The 19,287-nt window shown below is 46.3% G+C and carries 15 protein-coding genes; 7 read left to right on the forward strand and 8 right to left on the reverse strand.

All coding sequences use genetic code 11. The features are described 5' to 3' along the window. Positions 1-49 precede the first annotated feature (49 nt). Positions 50-562 carry a lipocalin family protein gene (locus tag MHM89_RS04330; RefSeq protein ID WP_239408187.1) on the reverse strand — a complete coding sequence of 171 codons (513 nt, stop codon included), beginning with the start codon at positions 560-562 and terminating at the stop codon, positions 50-52. Positions 563-730: 168 nt separating this feature from the next. Between MHM89_RS04330 and MHM89_RS04335 the strand changes: the two genes are divergently transcribed. After that, positions 731-1,264 carry a hypothetical protein gene (locus MHM89_RS04335; RefSeq protein ID WP_239408188.1) on the forward strand — a complete coding sequence of 178 codons (534 nt, stop codon included), beginning with the start codon at positions 731-733 and terminating at the stop codon, positions 1,262-1,264. Positions 1,265-1,341: 77 nt separating this feature from the next. Next, positions 1,342-1,743 carry a response regulator gene (locus MHM89_RS04340; RefSeq protein WP_138548215.1) on the forward strand — a complete coding sequence of 134 codons (402 nt, stop codon included), beginning with the start codon at positions 1,342-1,344 and terminating at the stop codon, positions 1,741-1,743. On the opposite strand, the gene MHM89_RS04345 is transcribed toward MHM89_RS04340, so the two are convergent. The 4 genes from MHM89_RS04345 to MHM89_RS04360 all read right to left on the reverse strand — a co-directional run bounded on the left by MHM89_RS04345 (position 1,712) and on the right by MHM89_RS04360 (position 7,637). Continuing rightward, positions 1,712-2,380, reverse strand: a complete 669-nt coding sequence (locus tag MHM89_RS04345; RefSeq protein ID WP_045980024.1) for a class I SAM-dependent methyltransferase — start codon at positions 2,378-2,380, stop codon at positions 1,712-1,714. The two genes, MHM89_RS04340 and MHM89_RS04345, sit on opposite strands and share 32 nt — an antisense overlap. A 78-nt stretch (positions 2,381-2,458) precedes the next feature. Further along, positions 2,459-6,121: an AAA family ATPase gene (locus MHM89_RS04350; RefSeq protein ID WP_239408189.1), complete on the reverse strand. Its 3,663-nt coding sequence runs from the start codon at positions 6,119-6,121 to the stop codon at positions 2,459-2,461. Next, positions 6,111-7,328 carry an exonuclease SbcCD subunit D C-terminal domain-containing protein gene (locus MHM89_RS04355; protein WP_239408190.1) on the reverse strand — a complete coding sequence of 406 codons (1,218 nt, stop codon included), beginning with the start codon at positions 7,326-7,328 and terminating at the stop codon, positions 6,111-6,113. The genes MHM89_RS04350 and MHM89_RS04355 overlap by 11 nt, the downstream gene beginning before the upstream one ends. A gap of 69 nt (positions 7,329-7,397) precedes the next feature. Further along, on the reverse strand, positions 7,398-7,637 hold the full coding sequence (locus MHM89_RS04360; RefSeq protein WP_022943526.1) for a hypothetical protein: 240 nt from the start codon (positions 7,635-7,637) through the stop codon (positions 7,398-7,400). Positions 7,638-7,993: 356 nt separating this feature from the next. Here MHM89_RS04360 and MHM89_RS04365 point away from each other — a divergent pair, with 356 nt between their 5' ends. From MHM89_RS04365 to MHM89_RS04380, 4 genes are all read left to right on the forward strand, one after another. Beyond that, the gene (locus MHM89_RS04365; protein WP_239408484.1) at positions 7,994-10,420 is read left to right on the forward strand and encodes a M1 family metallopeptidase; all 2,427 of its coding nucleotides are present in this window, start codon (positions 7,994-7,996) and stop codon (positions 10,418-10,420) included. Continuing rightward, positions 10,420-10,908: a DUF6702 family protein gene (locus tag MHM89_RS04370; RefSeq protein WP_022943528.1), complete on the forward strand. Its 489-nt coding sequence runs from the start codon at positions 10,420-10,422 to the stop codon at positions 10,906-10,908. The genes MHM89_RS04365 and MHM89_RS04370 overlap by 1 nt, the downstream gene beginning before the upstream one ends. A gap of 124 nt (positions 10,909-11,032) precedes the next feature. Further along, positions 11,033-11,635 carry an HAD-IA family hydrolase gene (locus MHM89_RS04375; protein WP_045980021.1) on the forward strand — a complete coding sequence of 201 codons (603 nt, stop codon included), beginning with the start codon at positions 11,033-11,035 and terminating at the stop codon, positions 11,633-11,635. Between the two features lie 119 nt (positions 11,636-11,754). Then, entirely contained in the window at positions 11,755-12,480 is a 726-nt protein-coding gene (locus MHM89_RS04380; RefSeq protein ID WP_152441742.1) for a YebC/PmpR family DNA-binding transcriptional regulator, read from the forward strand. A 57-nt stretch (positions 12,481-12,537) separates the two neighbouring features. On the opposite strand, the gene MHM89_RS04385 is transcribed toward MHM89_RS04380, so the two are convergent. Further along, positions 12,538-14,721 carry a malate synthase G gene (locus MHM89_RS04385; protein WP_239408191.1) on the reverse strand — a complete coding sequence of 728 codons (2,184 nt, stop codon included), beginning with the start codon at positions 14,719-14,721 and terminating at the stop codon, positions 12,538-12,540. A gap of 216 nt (positions 14,722-14,937) precedes the next feature. Here MHM89_RS04385 and MHM89_RS04390 point away from each other — a divergent pair, with 216 nt between their 5' ends. Next, positions 14,938-16,542, forward strand: a complete 1,605-nt coding sequence (locus MHM89_RS04390; RefSeq protein ID WP_053909453.1) for an isocitrate lyase — start codon at positions 14,938-14,940, stop codon at positions 16,540-16,542. A 293-nt stretch (positions 16,543-16,835) separates the two neighbouring features. Here MHM89_RS04390 and MHM89_RS04395 read toward each other — a convergent pair whose 3' ends face one another. Beyond that, on the reverse strand, positions 16,836-17,432 hold the full coding sequence (locus tag MHM89_RS04395; protein ID WP_239408192.1) for a hypothetical protein: 597 nt from the start codon (positions 17,430-17,432) through the stop codon (positions 16,836-16,838). A 50-nt stretch (positions 17,433-17,482) separates the two neighbouring features. Then, on the reverse strand, positions 17,483-19,180 hold the full coding sequence (locus tag MHM89_RS04400) for a phosphate ABC transporter substrate-binding/OmpA family protein (RefSeq protein WP_239408193.1): 1,698 nt from the start codon (positions 19,178-19,180) through the stop codon (positions 17,483-17,485). Between the last annotated feature and the right edge of the window lie 107 nt (positions 19,181-19,287).

Below are 19,287 nucleotides of genomic sequence, written 5' to 3' on the forward strand. Positions count from 1 at the left end.
ACATTTTATATCTGAATTATCAGTTAGCAGCGAACTTATCGCAGGTGTATTATTGCTGCACCTCAATCAGCTTCTCTACCGCAAACCCCGCTGTTCTAAGTTGCTCTTTAAAGTCTTCTAAACGCTGCTCATCAACTTCTTTTTCACGCGCGAGTAACCATGCATAGTCAGTGTTATAACCACTTACATAAGCATATTGATAGTTTTCTTGGTCTAATCCAAACACAACATATGAGGAATAAAAGGGGCCGAAGAAAGAGACTTTAAGATGGCCAGTATTCGGATCGCCAACAAACTTGGCTTTACCTTCAGCTTGGGACCATTGTTGCTCTTCTGCGTTAAAGCCGCGATTAATGACCTTGACGCTGCTATCATCATTCTGGCTGTACGTCGCAGTGACGCGACTTAAGCCTTCTTCAAAAGGGTGGGGCATACGGGCTATTTCATACCATGTGCCCATGTAACGCTCTAAATTAAAAGGGCTAACTGGGGACACTTTGTCAGGTACAGAAGTACAAGCAGATAATACAACCGTTAGTAAAATTATGATCTGTGCGCGCATAGCATGAGCTCCAAGTAAATATAGTCTTTAATCGGGTATAACCGAACAATACAGTAATGACCTCTGTACGAGATAAAGCTTATAACCGCTTAAAAATCATAGCAATAATTTACTATCTTGCTTAAGATCAGTTTTTTACTAAGTGCTTCAAGCGATAGGTAGTATTAGGTGACAATAAAAGCGATAGGGCTAGGGCAAAGCGATGCGGCAATCAGAGTGTATGTAAAAAACCGCCCAAACCTGATTCAGTTTCAAACTTTAAGCGATACCTTGCCATTGCAAGCAGGGCAGATAGCACAAATAAACGCTGAGGCAGGGAACGGTTGGCGAAAGGTATTTAATGTCTATGCAAAGTGGCTATATCAACTAGCTCCTAGTTGTTTGGCCTTAAAAAGAGCGGACACATGGCAACAATTTAGAGATAAAACACTACTGCAAAACGACTCACAAACGGCGTTGCTCTTTAGCGAGCCTGACGTAACCGACCCTGACGCAGCGCTACATGTTATTGCCGGAAAAACTCATGCTAAAGAGCTCGCAGCAAATGAACAACTTGGTATAAATCTGATCTGGCTTAACGATGAGTTCGCTATATCGCCCGCACAACGTATTATCGTGTGCCCCTATTTTGATTACCGACAACTCAATAACGCCAAAATCGATATTCTTTGTGAGCTCATCCACACCCATATCAACTTATAGGATGGTCCTTAGGCGACACCACGAAAGTATAAAAATTGACTACACTGTAAGAAGTTACCATGTAGGCGAGATACCAAGTGAAGATATTAGTCGTTGATGATATGCCGTTAATGCGCCATGTACTTATTAATATGCTGCGTAAACTGGACTACGACGATATCGTAGAGGCCACCGATGGTGAGCAGGCACTGTCGTTATTGGAAAAAACCCGGTTTGATTTAGTACTGACCGACCTCAACATGCCAAAGGTCAATGGCAAAGACTTATTTCTTACTATTCGCAAACACGATGACTGGGGTTATATTCCAGTCATCGTAGTGACCTGCGAAGATAAGAAAGAGGTAGTGACTGATATGATTAGCGCTAAGGTTGATGGTTTCATCATTAAGCCGTTTTGTTTAAACACGCTGAAAAAACAGCTTGAGCGCCTTAAAAAGTTACATCACACTACGACTGACAACGTATTGCATAACCAGTAAAGCCTAGCGCTTTGAAGTAGCAGCGGGCGATACCATAACCACACTGTTCAAGTAGTTCAGCCAAACGCATACGATCCAGTGGGTAGAACTCATGCTCTAGATTGTGGCGCATACGTTCGACACCCGCATCACTTAACCCTAATTGTTGGCAAACAATGAACTGCGCATCACGTTCAAACTGAGTTTCAGGCTTCATTAAATCAGCGAGCCACAACCATGCTTGGGGGGCTAATTGCTGGCGTATCGACTTTAATAACGCTGCTTTATCACCATTGTCTGCCAAGAAATGTAAAACCAATAGGCATAATGCACCGTCAAATTGTTGCTGTAATTGGCCAACATCACCACAATGGCATGTTACCCGCGCGCTTATTCCCGCTTCATCAAAGCGCTGCTCAGCTATTGCCAGCATATCAGCGGAAATATCCTGAGCCACAAAGTGCATATTGGGGTTTGCTTTGGCAAGCGCCACCACTTCTTTGCCTGTGCCCGCACCCACGACTAAAATGGACGCCGACGAGCTTAACTGAGCTTGGCATTGTGCTTGTGTGAGCTGATGCAACAACTCATAACCTGGCACTAGACGGCTAATACGCTCGTCGTAATTAGTCGCTTCTTCACCTTGAAAACTAGGCATAATACCTCCTTGATTTAATATCGACTACAGCGATGACTGTGTTCATTAGCATAGCGCAAGCACATGAACTAAGAATGATTATTCACATTCCACCACAGAGTAACCACCGGGACGTTTGCGTACCTTCACCTGCGTTGCGACACGTTCAGTAAGTTGCGGTATGTGCGATATCACCCCGACTTTGCGGCCCTGCGCTTGCAGGTTATCAAGTGCATCCATAGCAATGCTCAATGTTTCACTGTCCAATGTGCCAAACCCCTCATCAATAAACAAGGACTCAATTTTGACCTTATTGGACGATAGCGACGCCAACCCTAAGGCGAGAGCTAATGACACTAAAAAAGATTCACCACCGGAGAGGGTATTCACGCTGCGTTGCTCATCAGCCATATCGTGATCAATGATAGCTATATCGAGCGTGCCCGTAATACGAGTGAGACGGTAGCGCTTCGATAAGGCGTGTAAATGTTGGTTGGCGTAACCAAGCAATATAGCCAAAGTTTGGCTTTGCACTAAGTTTCGCAATCGCTTCCCTTGGGCATCGCCTAGTGCGCTGTTTAAGGTAGTCCAAGTAGCAAGTTGCTGTTGTAGATCTTTCAACTGCTCTCCTTGCTCGGCTAAGCGTTCGACGTTTTGCCGATGATTTTCTAGTCGTGCACCGAGTAAGGTTAAGGCTTGCTGACTGTCATCGAACTGCTCATCCAATTGCCGCTTTTGCGCTTCAAGCTCTGTTAAATTTTTGTCCGGACGGCTTTTTACTAACTGTTGTAAGCGACTCTCACTGTGTTCTAGCTGAGCCTGAAAACGCACTTTCGTTTGCTCTAATGTCGCGTGCTCAGTGAGTACCGCTTGTACTTGTTGTTTGTCTTGAGTTAGTAAATTTTTGATCTGCTCAATTGTTAAGGCCTCATCAAAGGCTCTGTAGTCCTGGTACCAGACATCAAAGGCTTTTTTTAACTCTTCAATGTCTTGTTGTAACTGGGAACAATTTTTTACTAAGTGCTGGTATTCACTTTGCTCTTGCTCATACCGGCGCTGCTGCTGCTGACACGCTGCTTGTTGCGTGTCTAGTGTCTGCTGAGCCTTTTCGATGGACTCTTCCAGCTCCTCTAGTTGCGCTTTGGGATCTTGCCCATGAGCTATAAGAGTACTGCGCTCGGTTAGTAAATGAGTGATCTCTTGTTCTTGCATTTGCAGTTGCTCGCCCAGCTTTTGCTGCTGAGATTGCAGTGACTCTAGCTTAGTAAAAATCTGATCTCGCTGCTGATTAAGCTGCGTAGTCTGTTGTTGGGCCCGGGCGTACTCATTTTGCAGCTGCTCAAATTGCTGTTTTTGCTCAACCAATTGCTGCCAAAGTCGCGCTAACTGATGCAGACTATCTTGCCACCAAGGCGCTTCACTGAAGTGCTCTCGCAGCTCTGCGATGCTCTGTTGGCATTGCTGCTGCTCAGTTTCAAGTTCGTAAGCAATACGCTGCGTTTGTAGCTGCAGTTGCTGACGTCGCTGTTCACAGCTTTGTAATTGCCCCTGCAATTCGCCGCTGTTTTGTTGCTGAACCTTTAACTCAGATCGTAATTTTACTAACTGTTGCTCTAACTGTTCCAACTGCTGATATTGCTGTTGGATATCCGCAATGGGCTTAGTAAAATCCTGATCGCTAAGCTCATCAAGGGGTTTACCTTGAATAAAGGGCTCTAGCTGCTGCGCTAATTGTTGTAGCTGCGACTTCAGCTGTTGCTCAGTAGCGCTGACATTATCAATTTGTTGCTGTGCTAACTGGATCTCGGTTTGCAAAGCATGCCGCTTAGTATAATGCTGATCCAGATTCTTTTGAGCCGTTGCGTAAGCCTGTTCAAAGTCCGCTAATAACGCAGCAAAAGCATGATTATTGTCATCATTTTCTGCAAAAGGATGATGTTCAGAACCACACACCATACAAGGCTCACCACTTTTAAGCTGAGTACGTAAATGCGTGATCTGCTCGCTTGCACGCAGTTTAACTTGCTCATAGGCCTGGCGTGCATGCGACAATTGCTGCTCTAAAACTGAGTGATGTTGCGAAGCCTCATGCAGCTGTTGTTGCTTTTGTTCAAGCTCTGCATGAAGAGATTGCTGTTGATGACGCACAGTTACAAGCTGACGGTTACTACTACGCCATTGTTGAAAACGCTCCAAGGCCTGTTGCCATGTGCCTAACTGACGCTGAAGCTCAGTTGCAGAAAAGGCTTCAGGCTGCGGCTGTAAACTTACTATTTGCTGCTCAAGTGCTTGTATCGACTGCTGGAATGTGGTGTTTTCTTCATTGAGTGTGGCAAGGCTTTGATCAAGCTTCGAAAGCTCGTTATTAGATGCCTGTAACTGCTCGTTTTTTTCTTTATATGTAGCATCATAACTATTAATACGCTGCCAAAGATGATGGTAATGAGACCAATTTTTTACTAACTCAGCGAGCCAAGGTTGTGATTCTAATTGCGTCGTGTATTCATCAAGGCGTCTATTACTTTCATCCACTTGTGCAGCGAGGTTTTGGCTTTGCTGCGTCAATTGCAGCTGCTGTGCGCTCGTCTGTTCGAACTCAGAGCGTTTTGCCGCGAGCACCTCCTTCTTTTGTGCAATTTTTACATCCAGTGCCACAGCGGCATTGAGTTTTTCTTTGCGCTGCGCATATTGCTGTTGCGCATGGCGCAGCTGTTGTTGTGCTAATTGTTGCTGCTGTTCGCTGTGTTGCCATACACTTTTAGCATCACTGCGTGTTAGCTCTTCTTGGCGAGTTTGCTGTTGCGCCAAACGCTGTTGCAATCGTGCTGTGGAAGTAAGGTTATCTTCAATTTGCCAACATTGCTTAACTCGCTGAGCCTCTCTCACCCTGGGTTCTAATCGCTCTAGGCTATTACTCGTAGTTTGTATACGCTGTTGAAGGTCAGCGATTTCATGTTGTAATTGTTGCTCGGCTGCGAACCATTGGAGGTGTTTAGCAACCTGTTCTCGTCGTTTTTGGCATTGTTGCTGCTGCTCGATATACTGATGTTGCTGCTCGTTAAGCTCCTGTAATTGTTGCTCATCGAGAATATCAACCACATCCATAGAAGCCTTAAATGCCTCGACGTCATTAAGCTTGGCTTTGTAACCAGAATACACGCGTTGACCTACAACGGAATACTTTTGTGTACCACTTAAACGCTCAAGCAATACTGCACGCTCATCGCCTTGCGCACGTAAAAAAGCAGAAAACTCGTTTTGTGCTAGCATCACCGCACGCGTGAACTGCTCGAAATTAAGCCCAACTAACCGCTCAATGGTTTTTTTTGTCTCAAGTTTACCATCACTCACCAACTGCTCTTGCGGCATAAGGTACAGTGCATGAGTGGGTGCTTGTAATTTACCGTTTGGTTTTTTACGTGCTCGGGTCACTTGCCAGAGGGCGCGATAATGAGCGCCATCGATAGCCACAAAATCAACTTTGACCCATCCTATACCGGTACCACGACGCAATAGGTGGCGCGGATCATTGAGGCGCACATTGTCGCCATTAAAGTCTACTTTTTGTGTGCTTTCATTGCTCAACCGGGCGGTTTTATCATATAAGCCTAAACACAGCGCATCCAATATAGTGCTTTTTCCAGCCCCTGTGTCACCAGTTATGGCAAACAAGCCAGCATCACGCAGGGGAGGGCGACTAAAATCGATGTCTGCGTCTAATAATGATGCTAAATTATGAATTTGCAGGCGATTAATATTCATTATTCCCCTCCTGCTCAACATCCTCAACTAACTGCGCAAACAAGTCTTTAACCTCATTGGTAATATCGTGATCTTCAAGCTCATCATGCTCATTGACGGCTTCACTCAATAAGTGCGCAGCGTCTAGGCGCTCTACTTGCGATAAGTCTTGTAGTTCAAGTTCATCGTTTTTACTCTCCCGTTGCGAGCGCACCCGTTCCACGCCACAAAAAAGTAAATCTTTGCCTTGAAGTGCATGCTCGATTTGCTCGCGAAAGTCGGTGGCAAGCTCTTTACTCGAGAGGCGAACGCGAATGTACCCTTGCTCATCATCAGGGCCGGGTAACTGCCGAACCTGCTCACATACTTGAGCTAGCGGCAGGAGAGTCGCCTCGGGAACAAGGTGTAATTGCCGATGCCGAGGAATGTAAAGGGGGTTGACACTTTGCAAGGCATTATCTTGTACCTCTAACAGCAAAACTTGGTGATGATATTGACGTTCCGAAAACGACATCGCGAAGGGCGTGCCACTGTAACGAATGTATTCTTTAGCGTTAACACTTTGCGCTTTATGCAAGTGGCCGAGGGCCACATAACAGGCTTGGGGCGGAAAGGCATCGGCGCCGATGGCGTCTTCACCGCCAATGACTAAAGCGCGCTCCGAGTCTTCGCTGACAGTGGCACCCCGAGCATGTAGATGGCCCATGGCGATAACATTGGAGTCGTCCTCAAGCTGACATTGCTCAAGCATTAGTTGGTAGGCCTCTTTGACCGCCTGAGCATAACTCATTTGTGCATCAGGGATATCACTGGCACGCAGATAGGGAAGGGCAAGAATCGCACAGTGCTGATCACCACAAGTAATGTTAATGACACTCAACTCGGGGCGCTGAAAATCAAAGCGACCGACTACATGAGTGTCAAACTGTGCCAGTAATGGCTGTGCTGTGGTAATGCGTTTCGCACTATCATGATTACCGGCAATAATCACTATATGTAGGGTAGGGCAGGCCGCCTTAGCCGCTTTAACAAATTCATAAAGCTGATTCTCCGCTTGTGTTGGCGGAGTAGCGGTGTGATAGATATCGCCGCTAACCAACAATACGTCAACAGCTTGGCGATTTAATTCACCAATAAGCCAGGTTAGAAAGGCGTGATGTTCTTGCACTCGAGTGTGCTCATAAAAAAGCTGACCCAAGTGCCAATCAGAGGTGTGGAGTAAGCGCATCAGTACATTAAATTATTTGCTATTGCGCCCACTATAGCATGGAACAGCACGCGTTTAAGCGTGCTGGTGTCAGTGTGTTACTTGCCACCAAGTGACAATAATAACCGGTATTACTATCGCTAATGCGGTTAAAGGCAAACGCATATTTCGCTGGTATTTCGCTTTTAAACGACGAATTGCGGTGTTTTCATCACATGCTGCCACTTTATCAATGTAAAAATACCCATTGTCTAAGTATTGTTTACAATGCTGCTCATTTGCAGGAATGGCTATTAACTCGTCTTTCTTTTTGAGGACATAAAAATCCATAGCACCACCAATTTTATACCTTGCTATGTGAGCGAATTGAGTGAACTTCCTATCGCTTACTTTATGTTTCAGCCCAGTCAAAGCACGACTTGTTAGGCTGATAATCCTTGTTTTTATTGTTCACGAATTAAAAAAGTGGGGGATTCTAAAATTAATTAAAATGCAATTGCAACCTTTAATGGGAAAATCCCACGAAAAAAACTGGAAACCCCCTTTACAGATAATAACTACAGCATTTTTTATACCACTTTTAGCATTAGATTGGTCGCGCTTGTATGCACTTCATCGCGTCTCAGTTGCAGCATTTGGCTACTTTTGCAACAGTGTCACAAATAGCAAAAAACACTGTGTTTATGATGAATAAAAATAATAAAACCTTAGTTCTGCTTGGGGCGCTCACTTTGATTAGCCAAGGGGTGATGGCCAATGTAATGCAAACCAAGGGGAATTTCGAAGATAAGTTTCGCCAACTAGACGAGTCCCTGCCTACTGCAAATAGCTACCGAAGTGCCGCTGGCGCCCCGGGGGAAAATTATTGGCAGCAGCAAGTGGATTACGATATAGACGTCACTCTAGATGAAAAAGCACGACGTTTGAGTGCCAGTCAGCGTATCGAGTACACCAATAACTCTCCGCACACCCTGCGTTACTTGTGGCTCCAGCTAGATCAAAATATATATAAGGCAGACTCAATTGCTGAGCGCAGTAAAACCTTTAAGTCTGGGCTTGAGGCTCAGCCTGTAGGTAAACCCAGTAAGCTGAGCTTGTCGGCCCTGCGACGCATGCAATTTCTCGCTGACAATGAGCCGGGGTTCGTGCTCAGCAATATCAAAGATGAGGACGGGGATGATCTCAAAGCCACTGTTGTCGACACCCTTATGCGCGTCGATTTAAACCAGCCTCTGAGACCTGGACAAAGTACCGAATTGAGCATGGACTTTGCGTTTAATATTGTTGAAGAAGACGCTGTGGGCGCTCGCAATGGCTATGAACACTTTGAAAAAGACGGCAATGACATCTTTTTGTTAGCGCAGTGGTTTCCGCGTTTGGCGGCTTACACCGATTATGAAGCATGGACCAATAAAGCATTTTTAGGGCGTGGCGAATTCACCTTAGAATTTGGCGATTATGATGTTGAAATTACCGTGCCGGCAGATCATATTGTCTCCGCGACTGGCACCTTGGATAACCCAGGCTCGGTACTTAACCGCACCCAGCGCCAACGCTTAGAACAAGCAAAAAATGCTGAGCGTCCGGTCTTTATCGTGACCGAAGAAGAGGCCTTAGAGAACGAAAAGTCAGCCACACAAGAGACCAAGACTTGGCGTTTTAAGGCCGATAATGTACGCGACTTTGCGTGGGCATCATCACGAAAATTTATGTGGGATGCGAAAGGCTATCATCAAGGTGGCGACGAACAACCGCTGGTGATGGCGATGTCGTTTTATCCAAAAGAGGGCGGCGATCTGTGGAAAAAATACTCCACCGAAGCGGTGATCCATACCATGGAGGTATACTCTCGCTATTCATTTGATTATCCATATCCGGTCGCCCAATCAGTAAATGGTCCTGTGGGCGGCATGGAGTACCCGATGATCACATTCAACGGGCCACGCACGGAGTTGCGAGATGACGGCTCTCGCACTTACTCCCAAGCAGAGAAGCGTTTTCTCATTGGTGTTGTTATACACGAAGTTGGGCACATCTATTTCCCCATGATCGTTAACTCAGATGAGCGTCAATGGACTTGGATGGATGAGGGATTAAACAGTTTCCTTGATGGAGTTGCTGGACGCGAGTGGGATCCAGATATTCCTTGGGGAGTGGAGCCTCGCGATATTGTCGAGTACATGAAATCTGAACATCAAGTGCCGATTATGACACAATCAGACAGTGTGCTGCGCCTTGGGCCCAATGCCTACACTAAGCCAGCAGCGGCTCTTAATATTCTCCGCGAGGTAATTTTAGGGCGCGAGTTATTTGACTTTGCCTTTAAAGAATATGCCAACCGCTGGAAATACAAACGACCCACTCCCGCTGACTTTTTCCGCACCATGGAAGAAGCCTCAGGTGTCGACCTAGATTGGTTTTGGCGAGGCTGGTTCTATAGCACCGATCACGTCGATATCGCTTTAGATAAGGTATACAAGCTGCGTTTGGACACCATGAACCCAGATATCGACTTTAACCGCCTGCGTGAGATTGAGAAAAATAAGCCGACATCATTGTTTGTTGAGCGCAATAAGCGTGAGGGCCGTGACTTGTGGATAGATAAGAACCCCGATGTACGCGACTTTTACGACAGTAACGATCGCTTCACCGTGACCAACAAAGAGCGTAATGCCTACCAAAAGATGCTCAGCAAGCTAGATCCCTGGGAACGTCGCACCCTAGACAGAGCAGTAGCCGAGGACAACAACTATTACGTGATGCAATTTAGCAACGTGGGCGGCCTGGTTATGCCCATTTTACTCGAGCTTAGCTACACCGATGGCACCACAGAGCAACGTTACATTCCAGCCGAAATCTGGCGCCGGAATGCCAAACAGGTGGAAAAACTGATAGTGACCGATAAGGGTAAAGAAATTGCCAGTATAGCCGTCGACCCGGGCTGGGAAACCGCAGATGTAGATGTGTCTAATAACTATTACCCACGGCGTATCATGGAATCGCGTATCGAAACCTACAAGCGTAAGAAGAGTAAAGCTAAGGTCAGTCGCGACATCATGCACGATATTAAAACCGAGCTCAAAGAGGCTAACGAAGAGGAACAACAGCCATAATGCGTATTATCGTGCTTTTATCGGTGCTGCTATTTAGCAGCGCCAGCTTGGCTCACCAATTAAAAAATTCGGTGACCACAGTGCTATTCAATCAACGCACTGAACATATTGAGCTGATGCATCGATTTTATCTTCATGACACAGAGCATGCCGTCGAAGACCTATTTGGCAATCAAGCTGATATGTTAAAGCATGCAGATGACCAACAAAAATTTGCCGACTATGTAGCCGAACAAGTGGCGATAACCGACCCCAACGATCAGCCTTTGCAGTTGAGCAATGTTGGCTTTGAAGTGGATGGTAAGTTTTTTTGGGTGTACCAAGAGGCAGCGATGCCAAAGCAGCCGCTAAAGGGCCTGAAAATGACACACGGGGCACTCCATGAACTGTGGCCTGCGCAAATTAATATGGTCAATATAGAGGGCAAAGGCAAAGTGCGAACTTTGTACTTTGAACGCCAGAACCAGTGGCATAGCGTCACCTTCTAAGCGCTTCCCCCAACCAGCGTGCACATCAGGGAAGATGTCGATGTGCGCGTTTTTTCCTGCTATGGTTGCGCTTATAGCGGTGTAAGGTCGTATCATTGCAATCATATAGTTTACAGGAAATACAATGCCAAGCAGCAAGCCTCACTCTCTTAATGGCGTCATTTTTGACATGGATGGCACACTATTCAGTTCTATACTGAATTTTGCTCGCATCCGTGAACAGCTCAACTGCCACGCTGATATCGATATTTTAGACTTTGTTAGTACCTTGGATAGCGAAGGGCGGCAACGAGCAGAGCAAGTGATACTCGACCACGAACTTGCCGATGCGCAGCAATCTCAACTATTACCAGAGGTCAAGGCAGCAGTGCAAAGGCTACACCAAGCCAACATTCCGATGGCCATCGTCACCCGTAACTGTCAGCAAGCAACGGCCATCAAAGTAAAACGTAACCCTTTGCCAATTGAGCTAATTTTGACCCGTGATGATGCTCCAGCAAAACCGGACCCCAGTGCACTACTTCACATTGCCGAACGATGGCAAATGGCACCAACTGAGCTGGTGTACGTAGGTGATTATAAATACGATATTGAAGCGGCGCGCAACGCCAATATGCGTGCTTGCTTATATGCGCCCCAAGCGCTTCCTGATTATGCACATCAAGCTGATCATATCATTCGCTGTTTCAGTGAGTTGCCTTCCCTCTTCCCAAGTTATGTTAAATAGCCTCATTTAAAAAGTTTGACCAACAAAGCAGCACTTTTATGTAAACATGGCACTAGCCCAATGTGCTGCGAGTTGTTAAAATCCAGTGAGGAAATAAATTCAAACTTGAGAGATTGAAAATGGGCAGAGCGTTTGAAGTTCGTAAAAACGCCATGGCGAAAACAGCCGCGGCAAAAACAAAAGTAAACTCAAAATACGGTAAAGAGATCTACGTCGTTGCAAAAAATGGCGGTGCTGACCCAGATGCAAACCTTTCTCTACGCCGTTTGATTGATAAAGCTAAAAAAGATCAAGTACCCGCTCACGTAATTGATAAGGCGATAGAAAAAGCAGCCGGTGGTGCGGGTGAAGATTACTCTGCGGCACGTTATGAAGGGTACGGTCCAGGTAACTGCATGGTTATTGTAGACTGCCTTACTGATAACCCTAATCGAACCATTAAAGACGTACGCTTACCGTTTACCAAAACCGACTCCAAGATCGGCAACCCAGGTTGCGTTGCGCACATGTTTGATCACCTCGCCATTTTGGGTTTCGAAGGTGATGATGACGAAGAAGTGTTAGAAGCGCTAATGATGGCTGATGTTGACGTCACAGATGTCGAAGTAGAAGACGGCAAAGTATCTGTATTTGCCCCGCATACCGAATACTTCAAAGCGAAAACAGCACTTACAGAAGCATTTGCAGGCATTAACTTTGATGTTGACGAAATTACCTTTGTGCCACAAACACACATTGAAATCACCGACGAAGATGATATCGCCAACTTTGAGAAGTTTATGAACATGTTGGAAGATTGTGATGACGTACAAAATGTCTATCACAACGCCATTGTTAATAACTAATAGCGTTAATAAAAAAGCCGGCTAATATGCCGGCTTTTTTATTGCTGTAAAGGGCCTTTACATCGACGCTTGGCGTTCTTTGAACAGTCGGCGGTAATGATGCAAAAGCGGCTCGGTATAGCCATTGGGCTGTGATCTACCTTTGAAAACCAAATCTGTCGCAGCTTGAAACGCTAAGCTATCAAGTAAACTTTGTTCACTATCAGCCATATTTTTATACTGGCTATCGCCTGCGTTTTGCTCATCAACCACCTTTGCCATACGCTTCATGGTCTTCAGGACTTGCTCTTCGGTGCAAATACCATGGTGTAGCCAATTGGCAATATGTTGACTAGAAATCCGTAATGTCGCGCGATCTTCCATTAAGCCGACATTATTGATATCGGGCACTTTTGAACAACCAACGCCTTGCTCTACCCAACGCACAACATACCCCAAAATGCCTTGCACATTATTATCGAGTTCGAGCTGAATATCTTCGCTGCTGAGTTGTTGCTGATTATCAATCGGCGGTGTGAGTAAGTCTCTAAAGGACTGCTGGCTTTGTGCTGATAATGTTTTTTGCTGCGCGAATACATCAACATCATGATAATGAAGGGCATGTAAGGTTGCGGCAGTCGGGGAGGGCACCCAGGCGGTGTTGGCACCCGATTTCACATGGCCGATTTTCTGCTCCATCATTAACGCCAGTTTATCTGGCATTGGCCACATACCTTTGCCTATTTGTGCTTTACCACTTAAGCCGCATTCTAGGCCAATACTAACATTGCGTTTCTCGTAGGCATCGATCCAAGGCTGAGCTTTAATTGCCGATTTTGGCAATGCCGCACCGGCCTCCATGGCAGTATGGATCTCATCGCCGGTTCTGTCCAAAAAGCCGGTATTAATAAAGACCACGCGCTGTTTCGCTTGCGCGATACAGGCTTTCAAATTCACCGAAGTACGCCGCTCTTCATCCATAATCCCCATTTTCAAGGTATTGTTAGGAAGACCTAATAAAACCTCCACTTCACTAAATAGCTGCGCGGTGAAGGCCACTTCCTCGGGGCCGTGCATTTTAGGCTTAACGATATAAATACTCTGAGTGCGCGAGTTAGCTAACTCGGAGCGGCTGTGATATTCGGGAAGTGCGCACAAACTAGTAAAGACCGCATCCAATATGCCTTCAAATACCTCGTTACCATCGCTGTCTAGTATGGCGGGTGTTGTCATCAGGTGACCGACATTGCGCACAAACATCAAGCTTCGGCCATGAAGGGTCAGCGACGAGCCATCTAACTTAGTAAAATGTTGATCCCTATTAAGGTGCCGTGTTTGAGTTTGCCCACCTTTGGAAAATTCGCAGCTCAAATTTCCCATCATCAGCCCAAACCAGTTACGATAAACTTGTGTTTTATCCTCGCCATCAACGGCAGCGACAGAGTCTTCACAATCCATGATGGTGGTTAGAGCAGACTCGAGTACGATGTCTTTAATGCCAGCTTTGTCGTCGCGGCCGATGCGGTTGTGTGGGTCGATAGCGATAATAAAGTGCAGGCCATGATGACAAAATAGCAACGCAGTCGGGCGCTCAGGTTGACCCTGATAGCCAATCAACTGCGAGGGCTCTGCGAGGGTTACTTGCTGAGAGTCTCCCAAGATAACCACAAGCTCGCCATTGTTTATCGCATATTCGGTACTTTCAATGTGTGAGCCGCTTTTGAGCGGTAACGCTTTATCTAGGAACTGTCGCGCATAGGCCATGACCTTAAAACCGCGCACAGGGTTGTATTGGCTACCTTGCTCTGCGCCTTCTTCCTCACTGATCACATCGCTGCCATACAGTGCATCATACAAGGAGCCCCAGCGGGCGTTGGCAGCGTTTAGGGCAAAGCGTGCATTACTCACTGGCACCACAAGCTGCGGTCCAGCCATGCGCGCGATTTCATCGTCTACACCCTCGGTTTCTACGCTAACCTGCTGTGGTTGCTCGAGCAAATAACCGATGTCTTTTAGAAACTGGGTATATTCATCATGATTATCTTTAGTATTTTTCTGATAATAACCGTCAATGTGCTTCTGCAAACTATCCCGCTTCGCCAGTAATGCCTTATTGATGGGAGTAAGGCGCTGAATGATATCGGCCAAACCCGCGAACAGGCGTTCAGTATCGAGTTCAGTGTGCGGCAGGACTTGCTCAGTTATGAATTGATAAAGCTGAGCATCAATAGCCAAGCCGCTGTGAGAGATGCGCTGGGTCATGTGCGTTTCCTTTAAACGAAGAAGTTAGTCATTTCACTGTAACTGAAAAAGCGCTGATGTGAACCCAAACCCCATTCATTGAAAATATAGCCACAATAATAACTATAAATTTAATAAATCAACCCAATTCGTCCTAGGGTAAAAATACAACGCACCGAGCACTCTCACATTGGCTTTGGGGCAATTAAACAGTTACCCGTTCAAAGGATACCTATAATGACAAACTACAACGCACACATCGACACGTTAAGCAGCCTTCGTCAAAGCAACCTACCGCAGTGGCAAGGGATTAATTCGGAATATGCAGCGCGTATGCAGCTTCAAAACCGTTTCAAAACCGGTCTCGATATCGCCAAATACACCGCTAAGGTGATGCGCGAGGACATGGCCGCTTACGACGGTGATTCAAGCCAGTACACGCAATCTTTAGGTTGTTGGCATGGGTTTACCGCGCAACAGATGATGATGGCCATTAAACGTCATCAAAAAACCACTAAGCGCAGCTATGTCTATCTTAGTGGCTGGATGGTGGCAGCATTGCGCTCTGAGTTTGGTCCATTACCGGATCAAAGTATGCACGAAAAAACGGCGGTGCCTATGCTTATTGAAGAGATCTATACCTTCTTAAAACAGGCCGACGCCCGTGAACTTGATCATCTATACAAGGCATTGGACGAGGCCAAGGCCCAAGGTGGCGATGTTGCAGCTATCACCGCACAAATCGACAACTTTGAGACCCATGTGGTGCCCATTATTGCCGATATTGATGCCGGCTTTGGTAACGAGGAAGCCACCTACCTATTAGCGAAGAAAATGATAGAGGCCGGTGCCTGTGCAATTCAAATTGAAAATCAGGTATCCGATGCTAAACAGTGCGGTCACCAAGCCGGTAAGGTAACGGTGCCTCACGAGGACTTCTTGGCCAAAATCAATGCGGTTCGATATGCCTTTCTAGAGCTGGGTGTTGATGATGGCATCATCGTTGCGCGCACCGACTCATTAGGTGCGAGCTTGACCCAGAAAATTCCAGTAAGCAAGGAAGCCGGAGATCTTGCTAGCCAATACTTGAGCTTCTTAGATACCCAACCTATTTCTGGGGGGGATGATCTATTAGAAGGTGAAACAGCCATTAAGCTCAACGGTCAGCTATGTAAACCGGTGCGCTTAGATAACGGCTTATATCAGTTCCGCGCCGGTACGGAAAAAGACCGCGTAGTACTAGACTGTGTCACAAGCTTACAACATGGTGCCGATTTGCTATGGATTGAAACCGAGAAGCCGAATGTAGAGCAAATTGCGGAGCTGGTAAACCGCGTTCGCGAGCAGGTTCCTAACGCTAAATTGGTGTATAACAATTCGCCTTCATTTAACTGGACATTGAAGTTCCGTGAGCAGGTGTATAGCCAATGGCAACAAGATGGCCGCGATCTAAGTGCTTATCCAGACCCAAGCCAAGATCCTAAAGTGCTTATGGATGCGAGCCTCGATGGCTCAGAGCTAGCCAAAGAAGCGGATCATTATGTGCAAAACTTCCAGCGTGACGGAGCACGAGAGGCGGGTATTTTCCATCATTTGATCACTTTACCCACCTACCACACAGCGGCGCTCAGCACCGATATTCTTGCTGAAGGGTATTTTGGTGACTTAGGTATGCTTGCCTACGTGCGCGATGTGCAACGCCAGGAGATTCGTCGAGAGCAAGCCTCAGTGAAGCACCAAGACCTAGCGGGTTCAAATATTGGTGATACCCACAAGGAATACTTCTGCGGCGAAAACGCACTCAAGGCAGGCGGCGAAGCCAATACCATGAACCAGTTCTAAACCAAAAGGTGTGTTGCCAGTGAAAGGGCCGTTATCGGCCCTTTTTTTTGGATCAGCATTTTACTTAGTGCAAACAAGGCGATGTTCATCTCCCCAAGGGGAGCTTTATTAAAGAGGTTACTGGGCCTTTACAGCGGTATAAACCACTTTTTTACCAACTGTATTGAGCTTTATTTCTATCACAAACCACATTTTTACTAACTAAACGACAGGGACAAATCACTTTTTTACTAACTCGAGGTATAAAAAAACCGCCTAAAAGGCGGTGCAAAACTGAGTTAACTTGCCTGTTCTTATGCTTGTTGGCGACGCAGTGGCACGACTTGAGCCCCTTCATCTACGACTTCATCCTTTGGGTCTTGTTGCTCCTCAACTAATGAGTTCAAACGATCACGCACGCGCTGAGCATCACTCTGTTGCTGTGACGCAGCTTGATTTAATCGCTCACGGACAGCGTTAATACGCTCTTGTTGAGGGTCTTTAGGCACCATAGCTTCTACCGACACACCTTCTTGCGCCATCATCGCAGCTAAATCTGCAGAGGGCAGATTTAAAGCTTTAGCAGCAATCGTAAATGTCTCTTTGCAAGCAACCTGCTCAGCCAAGCTAAGTTTGGCTAAGGTGGCTTTGAGTTTGTGATAGTCTAAAAAGAGTTGTCCGAGGTGACTCTGAATCACGGATTCACTCGCGTCGGTATGCGGTTTTTTAACACCCGCTATCACGTCTTTGAGTAACCCTTCTTCGCGCATACGGTTAAGAAGCGCATCGGAAGGTAGCTTTAAGTCGGTAAAAACCTGATCTAAATTGCGTTGTACACGCATGGCTTCAACCATACTTAAGCGGGCAAAGGCGCTGGTAAGATTATAGTGATCCGTTAATATGGCAAACATATCCCCTCCTAAATCAGCAACTAAAGTAGCAGCTATCGATGACAGAATAATTACAACACCCACACCTCAACGCGACGATTACGTTCTCGACCTTCTTTGCTTTGGTTGTTGGCAACAGGCAACACCTCACCAAACCCTTGGGTGTCAAAGACCGCCACACCGCGAGCGGTGAGCTCCTGCTCTACAGAACGAGCACGCTGCAAAGATAATGTTTTATTGCGCGCTGCATCCCCGGAGTTATCAGAGAACCCCATTAGTATTACGCGCTTTTGGGCATGACTTTCAAGGTAATCGAGCAAACGTTGGAGGTCGCGCTTACCTTTGTTATCCAACTGACCGCTTCCATGCTCAAAACGAAACGTCAGTGATAATCGCTGACCTTGTTTAGCATACTGCTTATATACCGTGGGCGCTTCAGTCATTGGCTGCACTTGCTCAACATGAATATTCTGCGAAATAAGACCCGTGTCGGAGACTATCTCTTGCCCAGCATAAGAAATGGCATACTGAGCAAAGTTCTTGATAAACATCGATGCCGTGGTCGGTGTATACACGTAAAGTCGACGTGCTAGCGCGTAATCTTCAGTACCGATAGTAAAGCGAGTAGGGTAGATAGGCGCTGTTTGAGCTCCCTCAGAGACCGCAATTGCTTTATTGTGAAGGATGTAGTTCAGCCCTATAAAGCCGATGCCGTACTCATCTTGTGAAACCTTTTGAGATAACACTGAGCTTGACTCAAAACGCTGGGCAAGCGGACTTAACTGCGTCTGATGCTTTTTAAGTACTAAGTTTTTAAAGGTATCCCAGGTGCCGGACTTGGCGTCTCGAGCATATAGATTAATGGTCTCAGAAGGGCCTCCAAGCTCACGCCAGTTGCTTATTTTACCGGAGAAAACCGCAGCTAATTGCTGCGTTGATAGGTGGCTGACAGGGTTATTTTGGTTAACGATAACGGCTAATCCATCAAGGCCAATAATGTGCTCATTGCCTATTTGGCTGAAATCACCAAAACGCGCTTTAAGCTTATCGACTTCTTTGCTTTTAACTTTGCGTGAAGCCATTGCTAAATCTGCTTTGCCGGCTTCAATGTCTGCGAAACCAGTGCTTGAGCCATGCGCATGCAACTCAATGTAATATGGCTTGCTATCGAGCTGATAGTGCAGCTCTCTTTCGACGCTGACTTCGCCTTGACGCCAATTAAACTGCTTTGCCCCGAGCTCCTTTAGGTAGCCCTCGAGTAAGGCTGGAGCAAGCTTTTCACCAATGGTGTTGGAACCGTGAATACGAAATGCTAGTTGCGCTGGCTGTTGCTCTTTCTCTTGAACCCTGCCATTGTTGGTAGGCTGTTGAGCTTTGTTGACTTGTGTTGGTGCCGCAGGCTTCGAGGCCATGGCGATGTCAGGGTCTTGGTTGACGTAAAAGGTGTACCCTGTGGCGACGAGCGCAAGGACGACAGCTACCCCAGCAAAAATAAGTGACAGCGGCGTGGTGGTTTTATCTTTGCTGATTTGTTCGCTTGCGCCAGTACTGGGTGATGCCCCTTGCTGCTGTTGCATATCTTGCATAGCGGCTATGACGGCACTTAACTCACTATCTCCCAATAGGCTTAATTCATTGAGTACCAGCTTCCGATAACTCTCATCAGCGATAAATTTTTCCGAAGCTATTTCGATCCCATACTTATTTTGCGCTAAGCTTTGTAATTGCTGTAGGCGTTCGATAAAGCCCTGAGAATGATGCGATGTCATAAAAACCCTAAGTCATTATTTTTTGCGCATAGCTTAGGGTTCTAAGATGACAGTTTCATGAATTGTAAAGGGGGTTTACGAACGCTGTGTATCACCGTTATCACTTA

Source organism: Pseudoalteromonas sp. CNC9-20, from assembly GCF_022347875.1.
GTDB lineage: Bacteria > Pseudomonadota > Gammaproteobacteria > Enterobacterales > Alteromonadaceae > Pseudoalteromonas > Pseudoalteromonas ruthenica.